The organism is Pseudomonas sp. B6(2017) (assembly GCF_002112765.1).
Taxonomy (GTDB): domain Bacteria; phylum Pseudomonadota; class Gammaproteobacteria; order Pseudomonadales; family Pseudomonadaceae; genus Aquipseudomonas; species Aquipseudomonas piscis.
The window spans coordinates 181,250-199,217 of the sequence record NZ_NEIQ01000001.1; the positions used below are offsets into that span (position 1 = coordinate 181,250).

Here is a 17,968-nt window from a genome sequence, read left to right on the forward strand (position 1 = left end):
AGAACCTCACAGGGATGAAGGCAGGGGCGGGCGGTGCAGCAGGCCGTGGACCGGACCGAACACCACCGACAACAAGTACCAGCCGCCGGCTATCAGCACGATGGCCGGGCCGCTGGGCAGGGAGTAGTGGAACGACAGCAAGAGGCCGAGCCACACCGACAGGCAGCCCAGGGCTGCGCTGATACCGATCAGTGCTGGCAGGCGTCGGCTCCAGAAACGCGCAGCGGCGGCTGGCAGCATCATCAGGCCCACCACCATCAAGGCCCCGATGGCCTGGAATCCGATCACCAGGTTGAGCACCACCAGGGTCAGGAACAGTCCATGGGCCAGGGGGCCGAGTCGGCTGACGCTGTGCAGGAACAGCGGATCGAGGGTATCCAGCAGCAATGGCCTGTAGATCAGGGCCATGGCCAGCAGGCTGACGACCGAGACGATCAACATGCCGTCCAGGGTCGGCCCATCCACTGCCAGGGCTGAGCCGAACAACAGGTGCAGCAGATCCAGGCGCTTTCCGGCCAGCCCGAGAATCAACACGCCGGCGGCCAGGGAGATCGGGTAGATGGCCGCAATGCTGGCGTCTTCCCGTAGCCCGGTGCGCCGGGTGATCCAGGCCGCCAACCCGGCCATGCCCAGTCCCGCGCCAAGCCCTCCGAGGGTCATTGCCGGCAGGCTCAGGCCAGCGAACCAGAAGCCCAGGGCCGCCCCGGGGAGAATGCCGTGGGCCACCGCGTCGCCGATCAGGCTCATGCGCCGCAGGATCAGGAACACACCCAGGGGAGCGGTGCTACAGGCCAGGAGCAGGCCGCCGAGCAAAGCTCGGCGCATGAACATGAACTCGTTGAAGGGCTGCCAGAGGTGGCTGATGAGGTGCATCAAGCCACCTGCCCGGGCGGGCTGTGGGTGATCAGCTCATGGCTGGGGGCGAACACACAGCCGCTGTGCTTGAGCAGCAGGGCCTGGGGAATATGCTGGCGCACCGCGGGCAGGTCATGGCAGACCACCACCAGGGTGCGGCCCTGGGCGTGCCAACGATGCAGGTGCTGCCAAAGCAGGGCCTGCCCGGACTCGTCGAGGGCGGCATGGGGTTCGTCCAGCAACAGTAAGGGCGCTTCGGTGAGGGTCAACCGGGCCAGCAGCGCGCGTTGCAGCTCTCCGCCGGACAGGGCCATCAACGGACGTTTCTCCAGGCCTTGCAGCTGCCAGTCGATGAGCACCTCTTCAAGTTTGTACGCCCGGCGGGCAGCGCTCTCACGTTTGCCCCACAGGCCGGCGAGTACCAATTCCGCCAGGCTGATGGGGAACTGCCGGTCCAGGTGCTGTTGCTGGGGCAGGAAAGCCAGGCCGCCACGGTCGGGCTCGCTGCGCTCCACCTGTCCCGAGAGCGGCTTTTGCAGGCCGGCGAAGACTTTCAGCAAGCTGCTTTTACCCGAGCCGTTGGCGCCAATGATCGCGCTCAGGCTGCCGCTCGCCAGATGCAGATCCAGCGGTGGAGTCAGGGGCTGGCCTGGCGGCCCCCAGCGCAAGGCGTGGCAGCGCAGCATCAGGCCTCCCAGTTCCAGCGGCTTTCCGCCACGGCGTCATGGGCGTGCAGGCTTTCTGCATGTACCACTCGCAGGGCGAAGGCGTTGATTCCGGGCGAGCGACGCAGGGCCAGGTTGAGGCGGCGAGCGGCGTCTTCGCAGAACATCAGGTTCTGTCCGTTGGCCAGGGCAAAGGCCTGCTCGTCGGCCCGTTTGACGGCGGTTTGCAGGGCGGTGCCCAGGGCGTTCTCGGCGTCGTCGATCACCGCGATCAGCGGTAATTCGTCGACGAAATTGTCCAGTTGCAGGCGCAGTTCAGCGTGGCTGCGCTGGCTGTGGGGCGTGGCGACGATGCCTTGGGACGACCCCAGCCAGGCCAGGACTTCGGCATGTTGCAAGGTCTTGTTGGCGAAGTCGTCGACGAATTGCTGCTGGATAAGCTGCCGCGCAAGCGCTGCAGAGCAGGGGCACGTTGAGGAATAGGGCACGTCGATTTTTAGTTCCACGTGGAACATCGCATTTTTTAAACGCGCTTCGATGCTCAGCGGATAGCGTTTCCAGCCAGCCAATGGGCTGACCAAGGCTGGGCGCTTGAGCAGCAGGTCCAGGTGAAGGCGCAGGTAGGCGTGTTGCGCCAGGCCTTCGTGGCTGTCAAGGAAGCGTTGCAGCACCCGGCGCAGCAAGGCCGGATTCAGGTTCTGCTGCTCCAGCATCTCCAGGGCCAGGTACAGGCGAGACATGTGGATGCCCCGGGCCTCGCCATCGTCGAGGCTGACCCCGGCGTCGGCCAGGGCGGCGGTTCGCTGGCCATCGATCACTACAGGTAAGGCGATGCCACACATGCCGACCCAGTCCAGTGGCAAGGCTTGGCGTGAGGCCTGCGCGGCGATATCCGGCAGAGTCAGCGCGTTCATGAGCAGGTCCGTCGTTGGAAAAGATTCGACATGTTATATTATAACAATACAGTCGATGGAAAGTTTTTCCTCAACGGTCACCCATCCTGCCTTGTGAGTACGGACGCTCCTTTATCTGCGGTAGTCGCCATGCATAGACGTCAATTGCTCAACCTGTTGTTGGCCGGTACGGCCCTGGTGTTCCCCTGGAGTGTCGGGGCTACGCAGATCCTGAGTGCGCGGCTGTGGAACTCCGCCGACAAGCTGCGCCTGGTGCTGGATCTGAGTGGCCCGGTGCACTACAAGACCTTCACCCTGAGCGCTCCCGAGCGGCTGATCGTCGACCTGAGCGGCGCGCGCCTGAATGGTGACTTCAGCCAGTTGGCCCTGGCCAACACGGTGATCCGCTCGATCCGGTCCGGGCACTTCGGCCAGGGCGACACGCGGATCGTCCTCGACTTGAACCAGCCGGTGCAGCTCAACAGCTTCCTGTTGCCACCCCAGGATGGCCAGGGTCATCGCCTGGTGCTGGATTTGGCCAGCAGTACCCGGGTCGCTCCCGGCATCGCCGCAGCTGCGGTCCCTGCTGCCAAACCCCAGGTCCCGGCGGACCGGGCCCATCCCAAGCGCGACATCATCGTGGTGGTGGACCCCGGGCATGGTGGCAAGGACCCGGGGGCCGTGGGCGCCAGGGGCGAGCGCGAGAAGGACGTAGTGCTGTCCATCGCCCAACTGCTGGCCAAGCGGCTCAAGCGCGAGAAGGGTTTCGACGTGAAGCTGGTGCGCAATGACGACTTCTTCGTGCCCCTGCGCAAGCGGGTGGAGATCGCCCGCAAGCACAAGGCCGACATGTTCATTTCGGTACATGCCGATGCCGCGCCGCGCCTGACCGCTTCCGGGGCCTCGGTGTTCGCCCTGTCCGAAGGCGGGGCGACATCGGCCACTGCGCGTTTCATGGCCCAGCGGGAAAACGGTGTCGACCTGCTAGGGGCCAGCAGCTTGCTCAATCTCAAGGACAAGGACCCGATGCTGGCGGGGGTGATCCTGGATATGTCGATGAACGCCACCATCGCCGCCAGCCTGCAGTTGGGTGGCACGGTGCTCGATAGCTTGTCGGGGATCACCAGCCTGCACCAGAAGCGCGTGGAGCAGGCCGGGTTCGCGGTGCTCAAGTCTCCGGACGTGCCATCGATCCTGGTGGAGACCGGCTTCATTTCCAACAGTCGTGACAGTCAGCGCCTGGTTACCGCGCGGCACCAGCAGGCGATCGCCGATGGCTTGTTCCAGGGCTTGCAGCGTTATTTCGAGAAGAACCCACCGGTCAACAGCTACATGGCCTGGCTCCAGGAAACCAGGAGCCATCAGGCCTAGGCCGCCCTCAGCAACCAGTGATGCGGCTGCAGGTGAACTGCCCACGGCTGCCGCCGGAACTGGAGAACCGGTTGCGGGTGGTCCAGCCCACCCGTTGGCTGTAGCCGACCCAGGCCTCGCCGTCGGAGGCCAGGCCGGTGAAGAAGGTCAGCTGGCCGTAGCGGCTGCTGGTCTGGGCCCAGTAGCGCTTGCCGATCACTTCGAAGCCCCGCAGGTAGAGGGTGTTGCCGGCGGTGGCGACGCTATAGGCGTTGCCCAGCGGATCGACGCAGGCCAGCAGGTTGGCACTGCGGGTGCAGTTGGCCAGGCTGTCGGGGGCGGCGGCTGCGGCGTGGCCGGTGAGCAGCAAGCCGCAAAGCAGGGCAGGCAGGAATGGACGCATGGCGATTCTCAAGGCGGCAGGAGCGCAGCATCGCGCCCTTCGTCATGTCGGGCAAGAGAAGGTTGGCGAAATTGCATTGTTATAATATAACATAAAAACAAACCCGATCCGTGACTCGCCATGACTGAACAAGAGCTGCTCGCCCAGCCCGACACGCACTACATGAACGAAGCCCAGCAAGGCTTCTTCCGCGAACTGCTGCTGGCACAGCGCAATGAATTGCAGGAACGCATCTGCGGCGAATTCGACCTGCTGCGCGAGCAGGAGGTCCACAGCGACCCGGCGGATATCGGCAGCGCCGAGGAACAGCATCAATGGCAACTGCGCCTGCTGGAGCGGGAAAAGAAGCTGCTGGACAAGATCGATGAAGCCCTGGAGCGCCTGGCCCGTGGCGAATACGGCTGGTGCCGCGATACCGGCGAGCCCATCGGCCTGCGGCGCTTGCTGCTACGGCCCACCGCCACCTTGTGTATCGAAGCCAAAGAACGCCAAGAGCTGCGCGAACGCCATCAACGGGCGCTTTGAGCCAGCCGCGAACCTGATGAGGAACCACCGATGAACGAACGTCTTCCCGTTACCGTGCTGTCCGGCTTTCTCGGCGCCGGCAAAAGTACCTTGCTCAATCATGTGCTGCGCAACCGCGACAACCTGCGGGTGGCGGTGATCGTCAACGACATGAGTGAAATCAACATCGACGGCAGCGAAGTGCAGCGTGATGTCAGCCTCAATCGCGCCGAAGAAAAACTGGTGGAGATGAGCAACGGCTGCATCTGCTGCACCCTGCGCGAAGACCTGCTGGAGGAGGTGGGCAAGCTGGCCCGGGACGGCCGCTTCGACTACCTGCTGATCGAATCCACCGGTATTTCCGAACCGTTGCCGGTGGCGGAAACCTTCACCTTCCGCGATGAGTCCGGCCAGAGCCTGGCGGACATCGCGCGGCTCGACACCATGGTCACCGTGGTCGACGGCATGAACTTCCTGGTGGATTACCAGGCCGCGCACAGCCTGGCCTCGCGGGGGGAAACCCTGGGCGAGGAAGACGAGCGCTCGATCACCGACCTGCTGATCGAGCAGGTGGAGTTCGCCGATGTGATCCTGGTGAGCAAGATCGACCTGATCAGCAGCCAAGAGCGCCAGGAACTGCTGGCGATCCTGGCGCGGCTCAATGCCCAGGCAGAGATCATCCCCATGGTCATGGGCCAGGTACCGCTGGCGAAGATCCTCAATACCGGCCGCTTCGACTTCGAGCGAGCGGCCCAGGCGCCGGGCTGGTTGCAGGAGCTGCGGGGCGAACACGTGCCGGAAACCGAGGAATACGGTATCGCCTCCAGTGCCTATCGGGCCCGGCGACCGTTTCATCCACAGCGCTTCTTCGATTTCATCAACCGGCCCTGGAGCAACGGCAAGTTGCTGCGTTCCAAGGGCTTCTTCTGGCTCGCCAGCAAGTACCAGGAGGCGGGCAGCTGGTCCCAGGCCGGTGGCCTGATGCGCCATGGCTTCGCCGGCCGCTGGTGGCGCTTCGTGCCCAAGCAGCACTGGCCCCAGGACGAGGAAGGCACGGCGGCGATCATGCACAACTGGACTTCCGCCACCGGTGACTGCCGCCAGGAGCTGGTGTTCATCGGCCAGGACATCGACTTTGCCCAACTCACCGCCGAGCTGGACCAATGCCTGCTGGATGACGGGGAAATGGCCCTGGGCGTCGAGGCCTGGAGCTTGCTGGCCGATCCGTTCGGCCCCTGGCATGACGAGGAGGCCGCCTGATGCTGGCCTTGGGCGCGCCATTGACGCCGTTGGCCAGGCGTCCAGCGGCCTGGCCCCTGCTGGCCGGACGAGCGAGGGCGGCCCGGCGACCGGCGATCGGCTCGACCCCGGCGGTGCTGGCCGAAGTGCTCGCCGATGAGGTCAACCTCGGCCTCTGGCAGCGCCGGTTGCCGGCGCATATCGCAGATTTCGGCGAGCTGCTGCTGTCGTTGAACGAGCCGCTGGCGGAGTCCCTGAGCCTGGAATTGGCCGACGAGGACGCGGTGCCGAATTTGCGCGGGTTGGCGTCAGGGTTCAGCGACTTGCAGGGATATGACGGCTTTATCGCCGATGTTTCCTGGTTGGTCAGTGCTTTTTCCTGCCTGCTGGGCGCCCGCCGCGTAGGTTTGCGCTTGCGGGTGCTGGACAAGGCCATGTGTCCGCGTTTCCACGTCGATCATGTACCGATGCGCCTGATCACCACCTATGCCGGTATTGGTAGCCAATGGCTGCGCGAAGGCGCAATGGATCGCCGGCAACTGGGCCAACCCGAGGCTGAGCCCCGGGATCCGGTGCTGATCCAGCAGATCGCCAGCGGTGCGGTCGCGCTGTTCAAGGGGGAGAAGTGGCATGGCAACGAAGGCTTCGGCCTGATTCATCGCTCCCCGCAGCCAGCGCCCGGCGAGCGCCGGTTGATCCTGACCCTGGACTGGCTGGGCTGACAGGCCGCTGCCGCAGGTTGCGCAAGCTTCGGCGCCGGGGCTGTCCCGGCCCCCAGGCAGCTCCTGTGCGCAGAAGGCTACGGGCGAGCGGATTTTCGCCAGGGCCGGGAAGGGCGTAGCATCGCTTCACGGCTTTTTCGGATTTCTCCCCCATGCTGCAGAACATCCCCACCCACGTGATTGCCGGGCCCCTGGGCGCCGGCAAGACCAGCCTGATTCGCCATCTGCTGGAGCAGCGGCCAGCCAACGAGCGCTGGGCGATATTGATCAACGAGTTCGGCCAGATCGGCCTGGATGCAGCCTTGCTCAGCCGTGATGACGACGGTATCGCCTTTGGTGAGGTGGCCGGTGGCTGCCTATGCTGCGTCAGCGGTGCGCCGTTCCAGGTCGGATTGGGGCGTCTGCTGCGCAAGACCCAGCCCGATCGGCTGTTCATCGAACCCTCTGGCCTCGGTCATCCGGTGCAACTGCTCAAGCAGCTGGCGCAGGCGCCCTGGCAAGGCGTGCTGGCTTTGCAGCCATGCGTGCTGGTGCTCGACGCCCAGGCCCTGGCTGCGGGCCAGCCGTTGCCGGCGGCGCAGTCGCAAGCGCTGCCCGAAGCGGGCCTGCTGGTATTGAACAAGGATGAACTGCTCAGCGCCGACGATCGGCTGCGGGTGCTGGAGTTGCTGCCGGGGCGGCCGCTGTTCTGGACACGCCACGCGGCTTTGCCGCTGGCCGAGCTGCCGGGGTTGAGCGTCACTGCCCAGGCTGCCCTGGAGCCGCCCGAGCTGCCCCATGGCCTGGCGCAACTACCGGCGGTGTGGAGTGATCCGACGCAGCCGATCTGCCTCAGCCAGGCCCAGGAGGATGGCTGGAGCATCGGTTGGCGCTGGCATCCGGGCCAGCAGTTCGACCTGGCGCGGATCGATCACTGGCTACAGAACCTCGATTGGCGTCGGGCCAAGCTGGTGATCCATAGCGCCGAGGGTTGGCGCTCGGGCAATGGCCTGGATAACTCGCCATTCAATTGGCTGCCCAGCGAGTGGCGGCGGGATTCGCGCCTGGAGCTGATCTTCGCAGAGCCTCAGGATGTGACCGCGCTGCAAGCCAGCCTGGCGCAGTGCCGCGTGTAGGGGCGCGAACGAGGGCTGTTCAAGAAGTGATCAGTTACGCTTGCGGTGCTCTTCGCGCCACTGGCTCAGTTCGATGATCTCGGCGCTGGGCAGTGGCTCCTTGACCTCAAAGGGATAGGGCGCCAGCTCGATATGCGCGCTATGGGCGCCGAATTGGGTGATAGTCCCCGAATGGCGGGTCTCGCCGGTCACCGTGAACTCGAAATTGTAGATCCGCGCCAGGCGCCGGCGGCCCTTGGCATCCTTGACGAAGCCGATGCGCTTGAGGGCCACGTTGCCGTCCAGCAGTTCGATATCGAGCCGGGCGCAATGCTGCTTGACCCGCTCCAGTGCCCGCTCGCGCAGGCCGTGGTTGTGCCACAACCAGGCAGCGCCGGTTGCCAGCAACATCAAGACAAAGATGTTTTCAAGGGTCAGCATGAAGGTGTGCTCCAACGAAGTGACATCAGCTTAACTGCGTCTCCGGTCTGTCGTACAGGCTGCGTTTAGTCGCATACTGCGCGGCTTGAATTCTCCCGGTTCTATGGAAAATCCTGCATGAAACGTACGCCCCACCTGCTTGCGATCCAGTCCCATGTGGTTTTCGGCCACGCCGGTAACAGCGCTGCGGTATTTCCCATGCAGCGGGTGGGGGTGAATGTCTGGCCCTTGAACACGGTGCAGTTTTCCAACCACACGCAGTATGGCCAATGGGCCGGGGAAGTGCTGGCGCCCAGGCAGATTCCCGAGTTGGTCGAGGGCATCGCCGCCATCGGCGAGCTGGGCAACTGCGACGCGATCCTCTCCGGCTACTTGGGCAGCGCGGCCCAGGGCCGGGCGATCCTCAGCGGCGTGGCGCGGATCAAGGCGGTCAATCCCAAGGCCTTGTACCTGTGCGACCCGGTGATGGGCCACCCGGAGAAGGGCTGCATCGTGCCGGAGGAAGTCAGCGACTTCCTGCTCGACGAGGCGGCGGCCATGGCGGATTTCCTTTGCCCCAACCAGCTGGAACTGGACAGCTTCTGCGGGCGCAAGCCGCAATCGTTGTTCGATTGCCTGGCCATGGCTCGCTCGCTGCTGGAAAGGGGGCCCAAGGCCGTGCTGGTCAAGCACCTGGACTACCCCGGCAAGCTGGCCGACGGCTTCGAGATGCTGCTGGTGACCGCCGACGGCAGCTGGCACCTGCGGCGTCCGCTGCTGGCCTTCCCGCGCCAGCCGGTGGGGGTGGGCGACCTGACTTCGGGCCTGTTCCTGGCCCGGGTGCTGCTGGGCGACAGCCTGGTGGCTGCGTTCGAGTTCACCGCCGCGGCTGTGCACGAGGTGCTGCTGGAAACCCAGGCCTGCGCCAGCTACGAGCTGGAACTGGTGCGCGCCCAGGATCGTATCGCCCATCCCCGGGTACGTTTCGAGGCCGTGCCGATCGGCATTTGACCGGCCCCTGCCTCAGGCTTGCTCGGAGAATTGCACCGTCGGCGCCGGTTGCCGAAAGCCCCGGGTATGTACGGCCAGGTAACCCAGGCCCAGGGCGAACCAGGCCAGGCCGGTGCCCAGGGTCAGGGCCGAGAGGCTGGTCCAGAGCCAGGCGATCAGTCCAAAGCCGATCAACGGCAGCAAGCCGTAGCGCAGCAGGTACTCGGCGCTGCGTGGCTGGCCCTGGCCCAGGTGGCTCTTGATCACCGCCAGGTTGACCACGGAGAACGCCACCAGCGCGCCGAAGCTGATCATCGACGCCAGGGTGGTCAGGTCGATCACCACCGCCAGCAGCGATACCAGCGAAATCAGCACGATCGCCGTCACCGGCGTCTTGTAGCGCTCCGAGAGAGTGCCGAACACCCGTGGGGGCAGGATGCCGTCGCGGCCCATGCTGAACAGGATGCGCGAGACCGAGGCCTGGGACGCCAGCGCCGAGCCCGCTGCGCCAGCCACGTAGGTGGCGGTGAAGAACATTTCCAGGAAGCGTCCGCCGGTGCGCAGCATGACTTCGCTGGCGGCCGAGTCGGCGTTGTCGAAACGGCTGCCGGGGAATGCCAGCTGGCTGGCCATGGCCAGCAGGATGAACAGCAGGCCGGCGCCCAGGGTGGTGATGAGGATGGCCCGGGGGATGTCCCGGCGCGGGTCGCGGGTTTCCTCGGCCAGGGTCGACACCGCGTCGAAGCCCAGGAACGACAGGCACAGCACCGCCGCTCCCGCCATCAATGGCAACAGCCCGGGCTGGCTGCCATCGCCGCTCCACGGAGCGCCGAGGTCCAGCTCCGGGGCACCGGCCAACTGGCGCACCACCAGGGCCAGGAACACCACGACGAATACCAGCTGGGCGCAGACGATCAGGTTGCTCATGCTCGATACCGAGCCGATGCCCCGGATGTTCAACAGGGTCACCAGGGCGATGGTCGCCACCACGAACACACAGGCGGGCACGGCGGGGAAGGCCAGGTTGAGAAACAAACCGATCACCAGGTAATTGATCATCGGCAGGAACAGGTAGTCGAGCAGCAGCGACCAGCCGGCAAGAAAGCCGATTCCCGGGCCGAAGCTCAAGCTGGCATAGGAGTAGGCCGAACCGGCAATTGGATATTTCTTGACCATCACGCTGTAGGAGCGGGCGGTGAAGAGCATCGCCAGGAGAGTGATCACGTAGGCGGCTGCGGTACGCCCGCCGGTCATCTGGGTAACCACGCCGTAGGTGGTGAAGACGGTGAGCGGCACCATGTACACCAGGCCGAAGAACACCAGGGCCGGCAAGCCGAGGATGCGCCGTAGCGCGGTGCCCTGGGCACTGTGGGTGAAGTCGCCGAGATCGTTGGCAGACGACAGAGACGGACTGCTGGGCAGGGGATCGGCGCTGGGCATTGTTATTGTTCTCACGCGTTCGTTGGCTCGAAGGCTCCCGGGGCAGGGAGTGCGTTTGTGCCTTGCATGATGATTCTGGCAGCGCTATCGGGCCGGTATAACCCTCTAAGTGGTCAAAAAGGGATCGATATGGCCATTCGGGATGACCGCATATACGGCCTTGGGGAAATGGAGGCTGGAGCGAGGGGGGAGAGCGCTGGCTGTTCGGGGGCAGGGGGACCGTCCGTGGTCCGGCGGGATCAGCGGTTGGCGATCATGGGCCGTCGGCCTTGATCTCCTGGTAGCGCTTTTCCAGTTCCTGGCGGATCTGCCGGCGCTGCTGGGCCTGGATGTAGCGGCGCTTGCCGTCGGCGGTCTGTGGTTGCAGCGGCGGAACCGGGGCCGGTTTGCGCTGATCGTCCATCGCCACCATGGTGAAGAAACAACTGTTGGTATGGCGCACCGAGCGCTCCTGGATATTCTCGGTCACCACCTTGATGCCCACCTCCATGGAGGTGTTGCCGGTGTAGTTGACCGAGGCCAGGAAGGTCACCAGCTCGCCGACATGCACCGGCTCGCGGAAGATCACCTGGTCCACCGAGAGGGTCACCACGTAGCGGCCGGCATAGCGACTGGCGCAGGCGTAGGCGACTTCGTCGAGGTACTTGAGCAGGGTGCCGCCGTGGACATTGCCAGAGAAGTTGGCCATGTCGGGGGTCATCAATACTGTCATCGACAGTTGGGCGTTTCCGGGTTCCATAGCACGCTCACGGGTCAGGGCAGGGGTTGCTGGAGCACCTCTCTCGGGCGCTTGCTCCAAAGGGATTTCAAGCCATCGATAACGGGACGCCGGTCTGTGCCGCGCCGTCACGCTCCGGTGGATCTGTTTCCATATATTGCACCGCCTTCCGCCTGGAAATCGCAGTGTTACCCTGCAAAACACCCGTTCCAGGGGTTTTTCATCGCTCTTGCAGAGCACTTTCTTTCGACAGATCGGACCTTTCTTTTTCAGGGATCACTGACAAGGCAGCGACTGACGCCAGCGCAGGCGGCTTTTCAAACGCTCTCCCCGAGGATGGCCCCCGTCCAACATTCAAGGAGAACCTAGGTCATGCATGCCATCAGTTTCATTCAGGACCTGGCCGTGATCATGCTGGTCGCGGGTGTGGTGACCGTTCTCTTTCATCGATTCAAGCAGCCGGTGGTGCTGGGCTATATCGCCGCGGGCTTCATCATCGGGCCCCATACCCCGCCTTTCGGGCTGATCCACGACGAGCAGACCATCAAGACCCTGGCCGAGCTCGGGGTGATCTTCCTGATGTTCTGCCTGGGGCTGGAATTCAGCCTGCGCAAGCTGTTCAAGGTGGGCGCCACGGCGTTCATCGCGGCGTTCCTGGAAATCGTCCTGATGATCTGGATCGGCTACGAGATCGGCCGCTGGTTCGACTGGAGCACCATGGATTCGCTGTTCCTCGGGGCGATCCTGGCCATCTCTTCCACCACCATCATCGTCAAGGCGCTCAACGACCTGAAGATGAAGAACGAACGCTTCGCCCAGCTGATCTTCGGCGTGCTGATCGTCGAGGACATCCTGGGGATCGGCATCATCGCCCTGCTGTCGAGTATCGCGGTCAGCGGCACGGTGAGTTCCGGCGAGGTGTTCTCCACAGTGGGCAAGCTGTCGCTGTTCATGGTGGTGGCGCTGGTGATCGGCATCCTGCTGGTACCGCGCCTGCTGGCCTACGTGGCGAAGTTCGACAGCAACGAGATGCTGCTGATCACCGTGCTGGGCCTGTGCTTCGGATTCTGCCTGCTGGTGGTACGCCTGGAATACAGCATGGTGCTGGGGGCGTTCCTGATCGGCGCGATCATGGCCGAGTCCCGTCAGTTGCTGAAGATCGAACGCTTGATCGAACCGGTTCGCGACCTGTTCAGCGCAATTTTCTTCGTGGCCATCGGCCTGATGATCGATCCGCAGATTCTTCTCCAGTACGCCTGGCCAATCGCGGTGATCACCGTGGCGGTGGTATTGGGCAAGATGCTGTCCTGCGGCATGGGCGCCTTCATCGCGGGTAACGATGGACGTACTTCGTTGCGAGTAGGGATGGGGCTGTCACAGATTGGCGAGTTTTCATTCATCATCGCCGCCCTTGGCATGACCCTGCAGGTCACCAGCGACTTCCTCTATCCCGTGGCGGTGGCGGTTTCGGCCATTACCACCCTGCTCACCCCCTACCTGATCAAGGCCGCCGACCCGCTGTCGTTGAAGCTGTCGGCGGTGCTGCCCAAGCGACTGAGCCGGGTGCTGGGAATGTACGGCGAGTGGTTGCGCAGTATTCAGCCCCAGGGCGAGGGCGCGCTGTTGGCATCGATGATCCGCAAGATCCTGCTGCAGGTAGGGGTCAACCTGGCGCTAGTGGTGGCAATCTTCTTTTCGGGCAGTTACTTCTCCAGGCGCATCGGCACTTACCTGCAGGACTGGATCAGTGATCCGGGCTGGCAGAAGGCGCTGATCTGGGGTGGTGCGCTGCTGCTGTCGCTGCCGTTCCTGATCGCCGCCTATCGCAAGCTCAAGGCGCTATCGATGCTGCTGGCGGAGATGGGGGTGAAGGCGGAAATGGCCGGGCGGCATACCCAGCGGGTGCGGCGGGTGATCGCCGAGGTGATCCCGGTCTTGTCGTTGCTGGTGATCTTCCTGCTGCTGTCGGCGTTGTCGGCGAGCATCCTGCCGACCCTGGAGCTGCTGGTACTGGTGACGATCGTGGCGGCGGCGGTGGTGGCGCTGCTGTGGCGCTGGTTCATCCGCGTGCATACACGGATGCAGGTGGCGTTGATCGAGACCTTCGACCAGAGCAAGGATGGTGGCGGGCATTGACCCTGCCTCTCGCCAGCAGGGCGCTGGCGAGGGATCCGGCGCCGCGACCGGGCTGGTCACGGCGTCATGGTTTCAGCTTTCCAGCCAGACGTCCCGCACCCAGTGCCACACCGATTCCCAGGAATCCTCGGTGATCAGCTCTTCCTCGCCGGACCACAGCACCACGGTGCCGTCTTCTTCTACGCAGTAGTAATCATCACCGTCCTGGCAGATCGGGATCAGGTCCCGCGGCACGCCCATGTCCCAGGCGTTCGCCGCCACGTCGGGCAGGTAGGTGTGCGATTGCGGATCGGTGACGGTGACCGGCTCCAGGCTGCCGTAGACCACATCGCTGACCGTCAACAGGAACTCTTTGAAGACGAACGGGATATTGATGAACAGCTGTTCCTCGATTTCCACCAGCAGGTCTTCGTCCGGCAGCTCCAGGGGCACGGGTACCGGTTCGTTGGCTTCTCGGAGTTGTTCGATGACTTCTTCCACGGCCTGGGTCCTCTTAGCTCTATGGCGCGGTTGGTTGACGGCGGTTTATACAGTAGCTCGCTATAAGTGCAATCGGGAAATGCAAAACCCCGACCTGAGTCGGGGTTTTGCATTACAGCTGTGACAGCAGGATGAATCAGCCGTTCTGGCGGATACCTGCCACCAGCCAAGGCTGGTTGTCGCCCTGGGCGCGTTCCATGTTCCAGCTTTCGCTGAACGCTTCGCCCTGGTCGAAGCGCGAAGTCTTCGATACACCGCTGAAGGTCAGGGTGGCGATGGTCTTGTCGGCACGGTCGTCGACGCCTTCGAGCTGCACTTGCAGGTTGTCGATGTAGGTCGACTGGAAGCCGTCGCCCAGGTCGGCGCGTTCCTGCTTGAGGAATTGCAGCATCTGCGGGGTCACGAACTCGGCGATCTTGTCCATTTCATTGGCGTCCCAGTGTTGCTGCAGGGACTGGAAGTGGTTGCGCGCGGCTTCGACGAAGCGCTCTTCGTTGAACCAGGCCGGAGCGTTGATCACCGGGCGTGCGGCCGGAGCCGCCGAGCCGCCGAAGATCGAGCCGCCGGCAGGCGCCTGGGGCTGGAAGGCTTCGCGCTGCATCGGCGCGTGGCCAGCCGGGGCGAACTGCTCCTGCTGCTTGCGACGACGGGCGGCGATGAAGCGGAAGATCACGAACGCGATGACCGCCATGATCAGGATGTCGAAGATCTGCATGCCCTGGAAGCCGCCGCCCATGAACATGGAGGCGAGCAGGCCGCCGGCGGCGATGCCGGCCAGAGGGCCGAGCCAGCGCGAAGCACCGCCAGCCTTGGCTGCGGCGCCCGCGGCACCGGCTGCGCCAGCGGTGGCTGCAGCGGCAGGAGCGCCCGGTGCGCTGGGGGCCGCCTGGCGAGTCTGGTGGGTCGGGGCAGCGCCGGCGCTTTTGCCGCCGCCGAAGCGCTTGGCGTTGGCGTCGAGGCTCATCGTCAGGCCGATGCACAACGCCATGGCGATGCTAAGAAAACGTTTCATAAAGGGGATTCCCATTTGTGGATGTCACGCGCGCCATATTGCACAGGTGACGTGTCAGTAGCGAGCGGCATAATGTTTCGGGCTTTTGCCTGGCCAGCTTGCTCCGGTCCGGCCTGGAATCATGCTCGCCGATATGGATTTGTCCGTACGAGGGCGGTCCGGTTCCATCCCGCAGTCGTTCAGCGACGAACCGCCAGCAGCACCACGCCGGCGGTGATCAGGCCGATGGCACTCCACTGCCGCAGATCGAGCTTCTCTCCCAGCAGGGCCACGCCGATGACCGCGACGATCACCACGCTGAGCTTGTCCACCGGCGCTACCAGCGAGGCGGGGCCCAGTTTCAGCGCGCGGTAATAGCACAGCCAGGAAGCTCCGGTGGCCAGCCCGGACAGCAGCAGGAACAGGTAGCTCTTGGCAGAAATCGATTCCAGGGACTGATATTGGCCCGTTGCGTACAAAATCAAGGCCAGGCTCACCAGCACCACCCCGGTGCGCAGCAGGGTAGCGAAGTCGGAATTGACGTTCTCGATGCCGATTTTGCCGAAGATCGCCGTCAATGCAGCGAAAACAGCCGATAGCAGGGCCCAGAATGTCCACGATGAAAAAAAGCCTGAACCCATGCTCGTGCTTCCTTTATTGCGGTATAGGCCTGGCGTGCCGATGAAGGGGCAGGCTGCGCCTTCACCGGCATGCCGGTTCTTGCCGGGAGATTAGATGGCTTCCAGCTTGGCGTAGCCCAGCATCAGCCACTTGCTGCCTTCGCTGAAGTTCACCTGGACTCGGGCCTGGGCCCCGGAGCCTTCGAAGTTGAGGATCACCCCGTCGCCGAACACCGCGTGGCGTACCGCCTGGCCCAGGCTCAGGCCGGTTTCCGGGATCGCGCTGCCGCTGAACAGGCTGCTGGTGCTCTGGGACTGGCCGCCGCCGAAAGGCCGGCTGACGCTGTTGGACAGGCGCACTTCCTGGATCAGGCCCTTGGGTACTTCGCGTACGAAACGCGAGACCTTGTTGTAGGTCTCGCTGCCGTACAAGCGCCGGGTCTCGGCATAGGTCATGACCAGGTTCTGCATGGCCCGGGTGATGCCGACGTAGGCCAGGCGGCGTTCTTCCTCGAGACGGCCGGGCTCTTCCAGGCTCATCTTGTGGGGGAACAGGCCTTCTTCCATGCCCACCAGGAACACATAGGGGAATTCCAGGCCCTTGGCGCTGTGCAGGGTCATCAGCTGGATGCTGTCTTCGTGCTCGTCCGCCTGGGCGTCGCCGGCTTCCAGGGAGGCATGGCCGAGGAAGGCCGCCAGGGGCGTCAGGTCCTCGTCTTCCTCGGTGTTCTCGAAGTTGCGCGCGGCGCTGACCAGTTCCTCGAGGTTTTCTACCCGGGCCTGGCCTTTCTCGCCCTTTTCCGCTTCGTGGTAGGCAATCAGCCCCGACTGCTCGATCACCGTCTGGGTCATCAGGTGCAGCGGCATGTCCAGGGTCTTGGCCGCCAGGTTCTCGATCAGCTCCATGAAGGCCCCCAGGGCGCTGGCGGCGCGGCCGGTCAGGCCTTTGTTGGCCACCAGTTGGCGCATGGCTTCCCACATCGACACATCGCTGTGGCGGGCATGCTCGCGGATCGCCTCGACGGTCTTCTCGCCGATGCCCCGGGCCGGTACGTTGATCACCCGCTCCAGGGCTGCGTCGTTGCCCCGGCCTTCCAGCAAGCGCAGGTAGGCCATGGCGTTCTTGATCTCGGCGCGCTCGAAGAAGCGCTGGCCGCCATAGATGCGGTACGGGATGCGTTCGCGCAGCAGGGCTTCCTCCAGCACCCGGGACTGGGCGTTGGAGCGGTAGAGAATGGCGATGTCGCTGCGGGCCAGGCCGGTCTTGAGCGCGCTCTCGATGGTTTCCACCACGTAGCGGGCTTCATCGTGTTCGTTGAAGGCGGCGTACAGGTTGATGGCCTCGCCATCGCCGCCATCAGTCCACAATTCCTTGCCCAGGCGCCCGGTGTTGTTGGCGATCAGGGCGTTGGCGGCCTTGAGGATGCCGGCGGTGGAGCGGTAGTTCTGCTCCAGGCGGATCACCTCGGTGTCCGGGAAGTCGTCGGAGTACTGGTGGATGTTCTCGATCTTCGCGCCACGCCAGCCGTAGATCGACTGGTCGTCGTCGCCCACCACCATCAGGCTCTCGCCGCCCTGGGCCAGCAGGCGCAACCAGGCGTACTGCACGGCGTTGGTGTCCTGGAATTCGTCCACCAGCACATGGCGGAAGCGCTTCTGGTAGTGCGCCAGCAGGCCCGGGTGGTCGCGCCACAGGTCCAGGGCGCGCAGCAGCAGTTCGGAGAAGTCGATGACCCCCGCGCGCTGGCAGGCGGCCTCGTAGGCTTCGTAGATGCCGCGCATGGTGGCCAGGAACAGGTCGCCGCTGGCCTGGATATGCTGCGGGCGCAGGCCCTCGTCCTTCTGGCCGTTGATGAACCACTGGGCCTGGCGGGCCGGCCAGCGTTGTTCATCTAGGCCCAGGTCGCGGATCACCCGCTTGACCAGGCGTTGCTGGTCGTCGCTGTCGAGGATCTGGAAGGTCTGGCTCAGCCCGGCTTCCTGCCAGTGGGCACGCAGCAGGCGGTGGGCCAGGCCGTGGAAGGTGCCGACCCACATGCCCGCCGGGTTGATGCCCAGCAATTGCTCGATACGGTGGCGCATCTCGGCCGCCGCCTTGTTGGTGAAGGTCACCGACAGGATCGAGTGGGGCGAGGCGTTCTCGACCTGGATCAGCCAGGCGATACGGTGCACCAGCACACGGGTTTTGCCGGAACCAGCGCCGGCCAGGACCAACTGACGACCCAAGGAGGCCGCTACGGCCTGGCGTTGGGCATCGTTGAGGGAATTCAACAAGAGGGAGAGATCATCGCGCATCGGCGCATTCTAGGGGCGCGCGCCACCCCGGGCAAACCCGGCTTCGCATTAGCCGATAAAACAGCCGTGGGGGACGACCGGCCAGTCACGGGCCACAGCCTCTGGCGCTTCTCGGTGCGAACCCTCGCGGGGCATTTACGGCACCGCCGGTTT

18 protein-coding genes are annotated in these 17,968 nt (G+C 64.3%); 7 read left to right on the forward strand and 11 right to left on the reverse strand.

Features of this window, described 5'->3' with window-relative positions; translation table 11 throughout:
• Positions 1-6: 6 nt before the first annotated feature.
• From CAG11_RS00910 to folE2, 3 genes are read right to left on the reverse strand one after another with little or no spacing between them, the layout of a single operon-like run.
• Positions 7-873: a metal ABC transporter permease gene (locus tag CAG11_RS00910; protein ID WP_085594053.1), complete on the reverse strand. Its 867-nt coding sequence runs from the start codon at positions 871-873 to the stop codon at positions 7-9.
• Entirely contained in the window at positions 873-1,541 is a 669-nt protein-coding gene (locus CAG11_RS00915) for a metal ABC transporter ATP-binding protein (RefSeq protein WP_085594055.1), read from the reverse strand. Before CAG11_RS00915 ends, CAG11_RS00910 begins: the two co-directional genes overlap by 1 nt.
• Entirely contained in the window at positions 1,541-2,434 is an 894-nt protein-coding gene (gene folE2, locus CAG11_RS00920; protein WP_085594057.1) for a GTP cyclohydrolase FolE2, read from the reverse strand. The genes CAG11_RS00915 and folE2 overlap by 1 nt, the downstream gene beginning before the upstream one ends.
• 129 nt (positions 2,435-2,563) lie before the next feature.
• On the opposite strand from folE2, the gene CAG11_RS00925 reads away from it, so the two are divergent.
• Positions 2,564-3,784: an N-acetylmuramoyl-L-alanine amidase gene (locus tag CAG11_RS00925; RefSeq protein ID WP_085594059.1), complete on the forward strand. Its 1,221-nt coding sequence runs from the start codon at positions 2,564-2,566 to the stop codon at positions 3,782-3,784.
• 7 nt (positions 3,785-3,791) lie between these two features.
• Here CAG11_RS00925 and CAG11_RS00930 read toward each other — a convergent pair whose 3' ends face one another.
• On the reverse strand, positions 3,792-4,166 hold the full coding sequence (locus tag CAG11_RS00930; RefSeq protein WP_053133470.1) for a hypothetical protein: 375 nt from the start codon (positions 4,164-4,166) through the stop codon (positions 3,792-3,794).
• A 120-nt stretch (positions 4,167-4,286) separates the two neighbouring features.
• Between CAG11_RS00930 and dksA the strand changes: the two genes are divergently transcribed.
• The 4 genes from dksA (at position 4,287) to CAG11_RS00950 (ending at position 7,746) form a co-directional block, all read left to right on the forward strand.
• Positions 4,287-4,691, forward strand: a complete 405-nt coding sequence (gene dksA, locus CAG11_RS00935; protein ID WP_085594061.1) for an RNA polymerase-binding protein DksA — start codon at positions 4,287-4,289, stop codon at positions 4,689-4,691.
• A 30-nt stretch (positions 4,692-4,721) separates the two neighbouring features.
• On the forward strand, positions 4,722-5,930 hold the full coding sequence (zigA, locus tag CAG11_RS00940) for a zinc metallochaperone GTPase ZigA (RefSeq protein WP_085594063.1): 1,209 nt from the start codon (positions 4,722-4,724) through the stop codon (positions 5,928-5,930).
• Positions 5,930-6,631: a DUF1826 domain-containing protein gene (locus CAG11_RS00945; protein ID WP_085594065.1), complete on the forward strand. Its 702-nt coding sequence runs from the start codon at positions 5,930-5,932 to the stop codon at positions 6,629-6,631. Before zigA ends, CAG11_RS00945 begins: the two co-directional genes overlap by 1 nt.
• Positions 6,632-6,783: 152 nt before the next feature.
• The gene (locus CAG11_RS00950) at positions 6,784-7,746 is read left to right on the forward strand and encodes a GTP-binding protein (protein WP_085594067.1); all 963 of its coding nucleotides are present in this window, start codon (positions 6,784-6,786) and stop codon (positions 7,744-7,746) included.
• Positions 7,747-7,776: 30 nt separating this feature from the next.
• Here the strand turns inward: CAG11_RS00950 and CAG11_RS00955 are convergent, their stop codons facing one another.
• Positions 7,777-8,166 carry a DUF3301 domain-containing protein gene (locus tag CAG11_RS00955; protein WP_022641948.1) on the reverse strand — a complete coding sequence of 130 codons (390 nt, stop codon included), beginning with the start codon at positions 8,164-8,166 and terminating at the stop codon, positions 7,777-7,779.
• A gap of 117 nt (positions 8,167-8,283) precedes the next feature.
• Here CAG11_RS00955 and pdxY point away from each other — a divergent pair, with 117 nt between their 5' ends.
• Positions 8,284-9,156, forward strand: coding sequence for a pyridoxal kinase PdxY (gene pdxY, locus CAG11_RS00960; RefSeq protein ID WP_022641947.1), 873 nt, complete (start codon positions 8,284-8,286; stop codon positions 9,154-9,156).
• A gap of 12 nt (positions 9,157-9,168) precedes the next feature.
• Here the strand turns inward: pdxY and CAG11_RS00965 are convergent, their stop codons facing one another.
• Together CAG11_RS00965 and CAG11_RS00970 are read right to left on the reverse strand one after the other, a co-directional pair.
• The gene (locus tag CAG11_RS00965) at positions 9,169-10,575 is read right to left on the reverse strand and encodes an APC family permease (RefSeq protein ID WP_085594069.1); all 1,407 of its coding nucleotides are present in this window, start codon (positions 10,573-10,575) and stop codon (positions 9,169-9,171) included.
• A 253-nt stretch (positions 10,576-10,828) separates the two neighbouring features.
• Positions 10,829-11,314, reverse strand: coding sequence for an acyl-CoA thioesterase (locus CAG11_RS00970; protein ID WP_031320745.1), 486 nt, complete (start codon positions 11,312-11,314; stop codon positions 10,829-10,831).
• 351 nt (positions 11,315-11,665) lie between these two features.
• On the opposite strand from CAG11_RS00970, the gene CAG11_RS00975 reads away from it, so the two are divergent.
• Positions 11,666-13,429: a cation:proton antiporter gene (locus CAG11_RS00975; RefSeq protein ID WP_085594071.1), complete on the forward strand. Its 1,764-nt coding sequence runs from the start codon at positions 11,666-11,668 to the stop codon at positions 13,427-13,429.
• Between the two features lie 72 nt (positions 13,430-13,501).
• Here CAG11_RS00975 and CAG11_RS00980 read toward each other — a convergent pair whose 3' ends face one another.
• The 4 genes from CAG11_RS00980 to uvrD form a co-directional block, all read right to left on the reverse strand.
• Positions 13,502-13,909: an SMI1/KNR4 family protein gene (locus CAG11_RS00980; RefSeq protein ID WP_053133490.1), complete on the reverse strand. Its 408-nt coding sequence runs from the start codon at positions 13,907-13,909 to the stop codon at positions 13,502-13,504.
• Between the two features lie 136 nt (positions 13,910-14,045).
• The gene (locus CAG11_RS00985) at positions 14,046-14,921 is read right to left on the reverse strand and encodes a Tim44 domain-containing protein (RefSeq protein ID WP_053133493.1); all 876 of its coding nucleotides are present in this window, start codon (positions 14,919-14,921) and stop codon (positions 14,046-14,048) included.
• Between the two features lie 179 nt (positions 14,922-15,100).
• Positions 15,101-15,541, reverse strand: coding sequence for an EamA family transporter (locus CAG11_RS00990; RefSeq protein ID WP_053133496.1), 441 nt, complete (start codon positions 15,539-15,541; stop codon positions 15,101-15,103).
• Positions 15,542-15,631: 90 nt separating this feature from the next.
• On the reverse strand, positions 15,632-17,815 hold the full coding sequence (gene uvrD, locus CAG11_RS00995) for a DNA helicase II (RefSeq protein WP_085594073.1): 2,184 nt from the start codon (positions 17,813-17,815) through the stop codon (positions 15,632-15,634).
• Between the last annotated feature and the right edge of the window lie 153 nt (positions 17,816-17,968).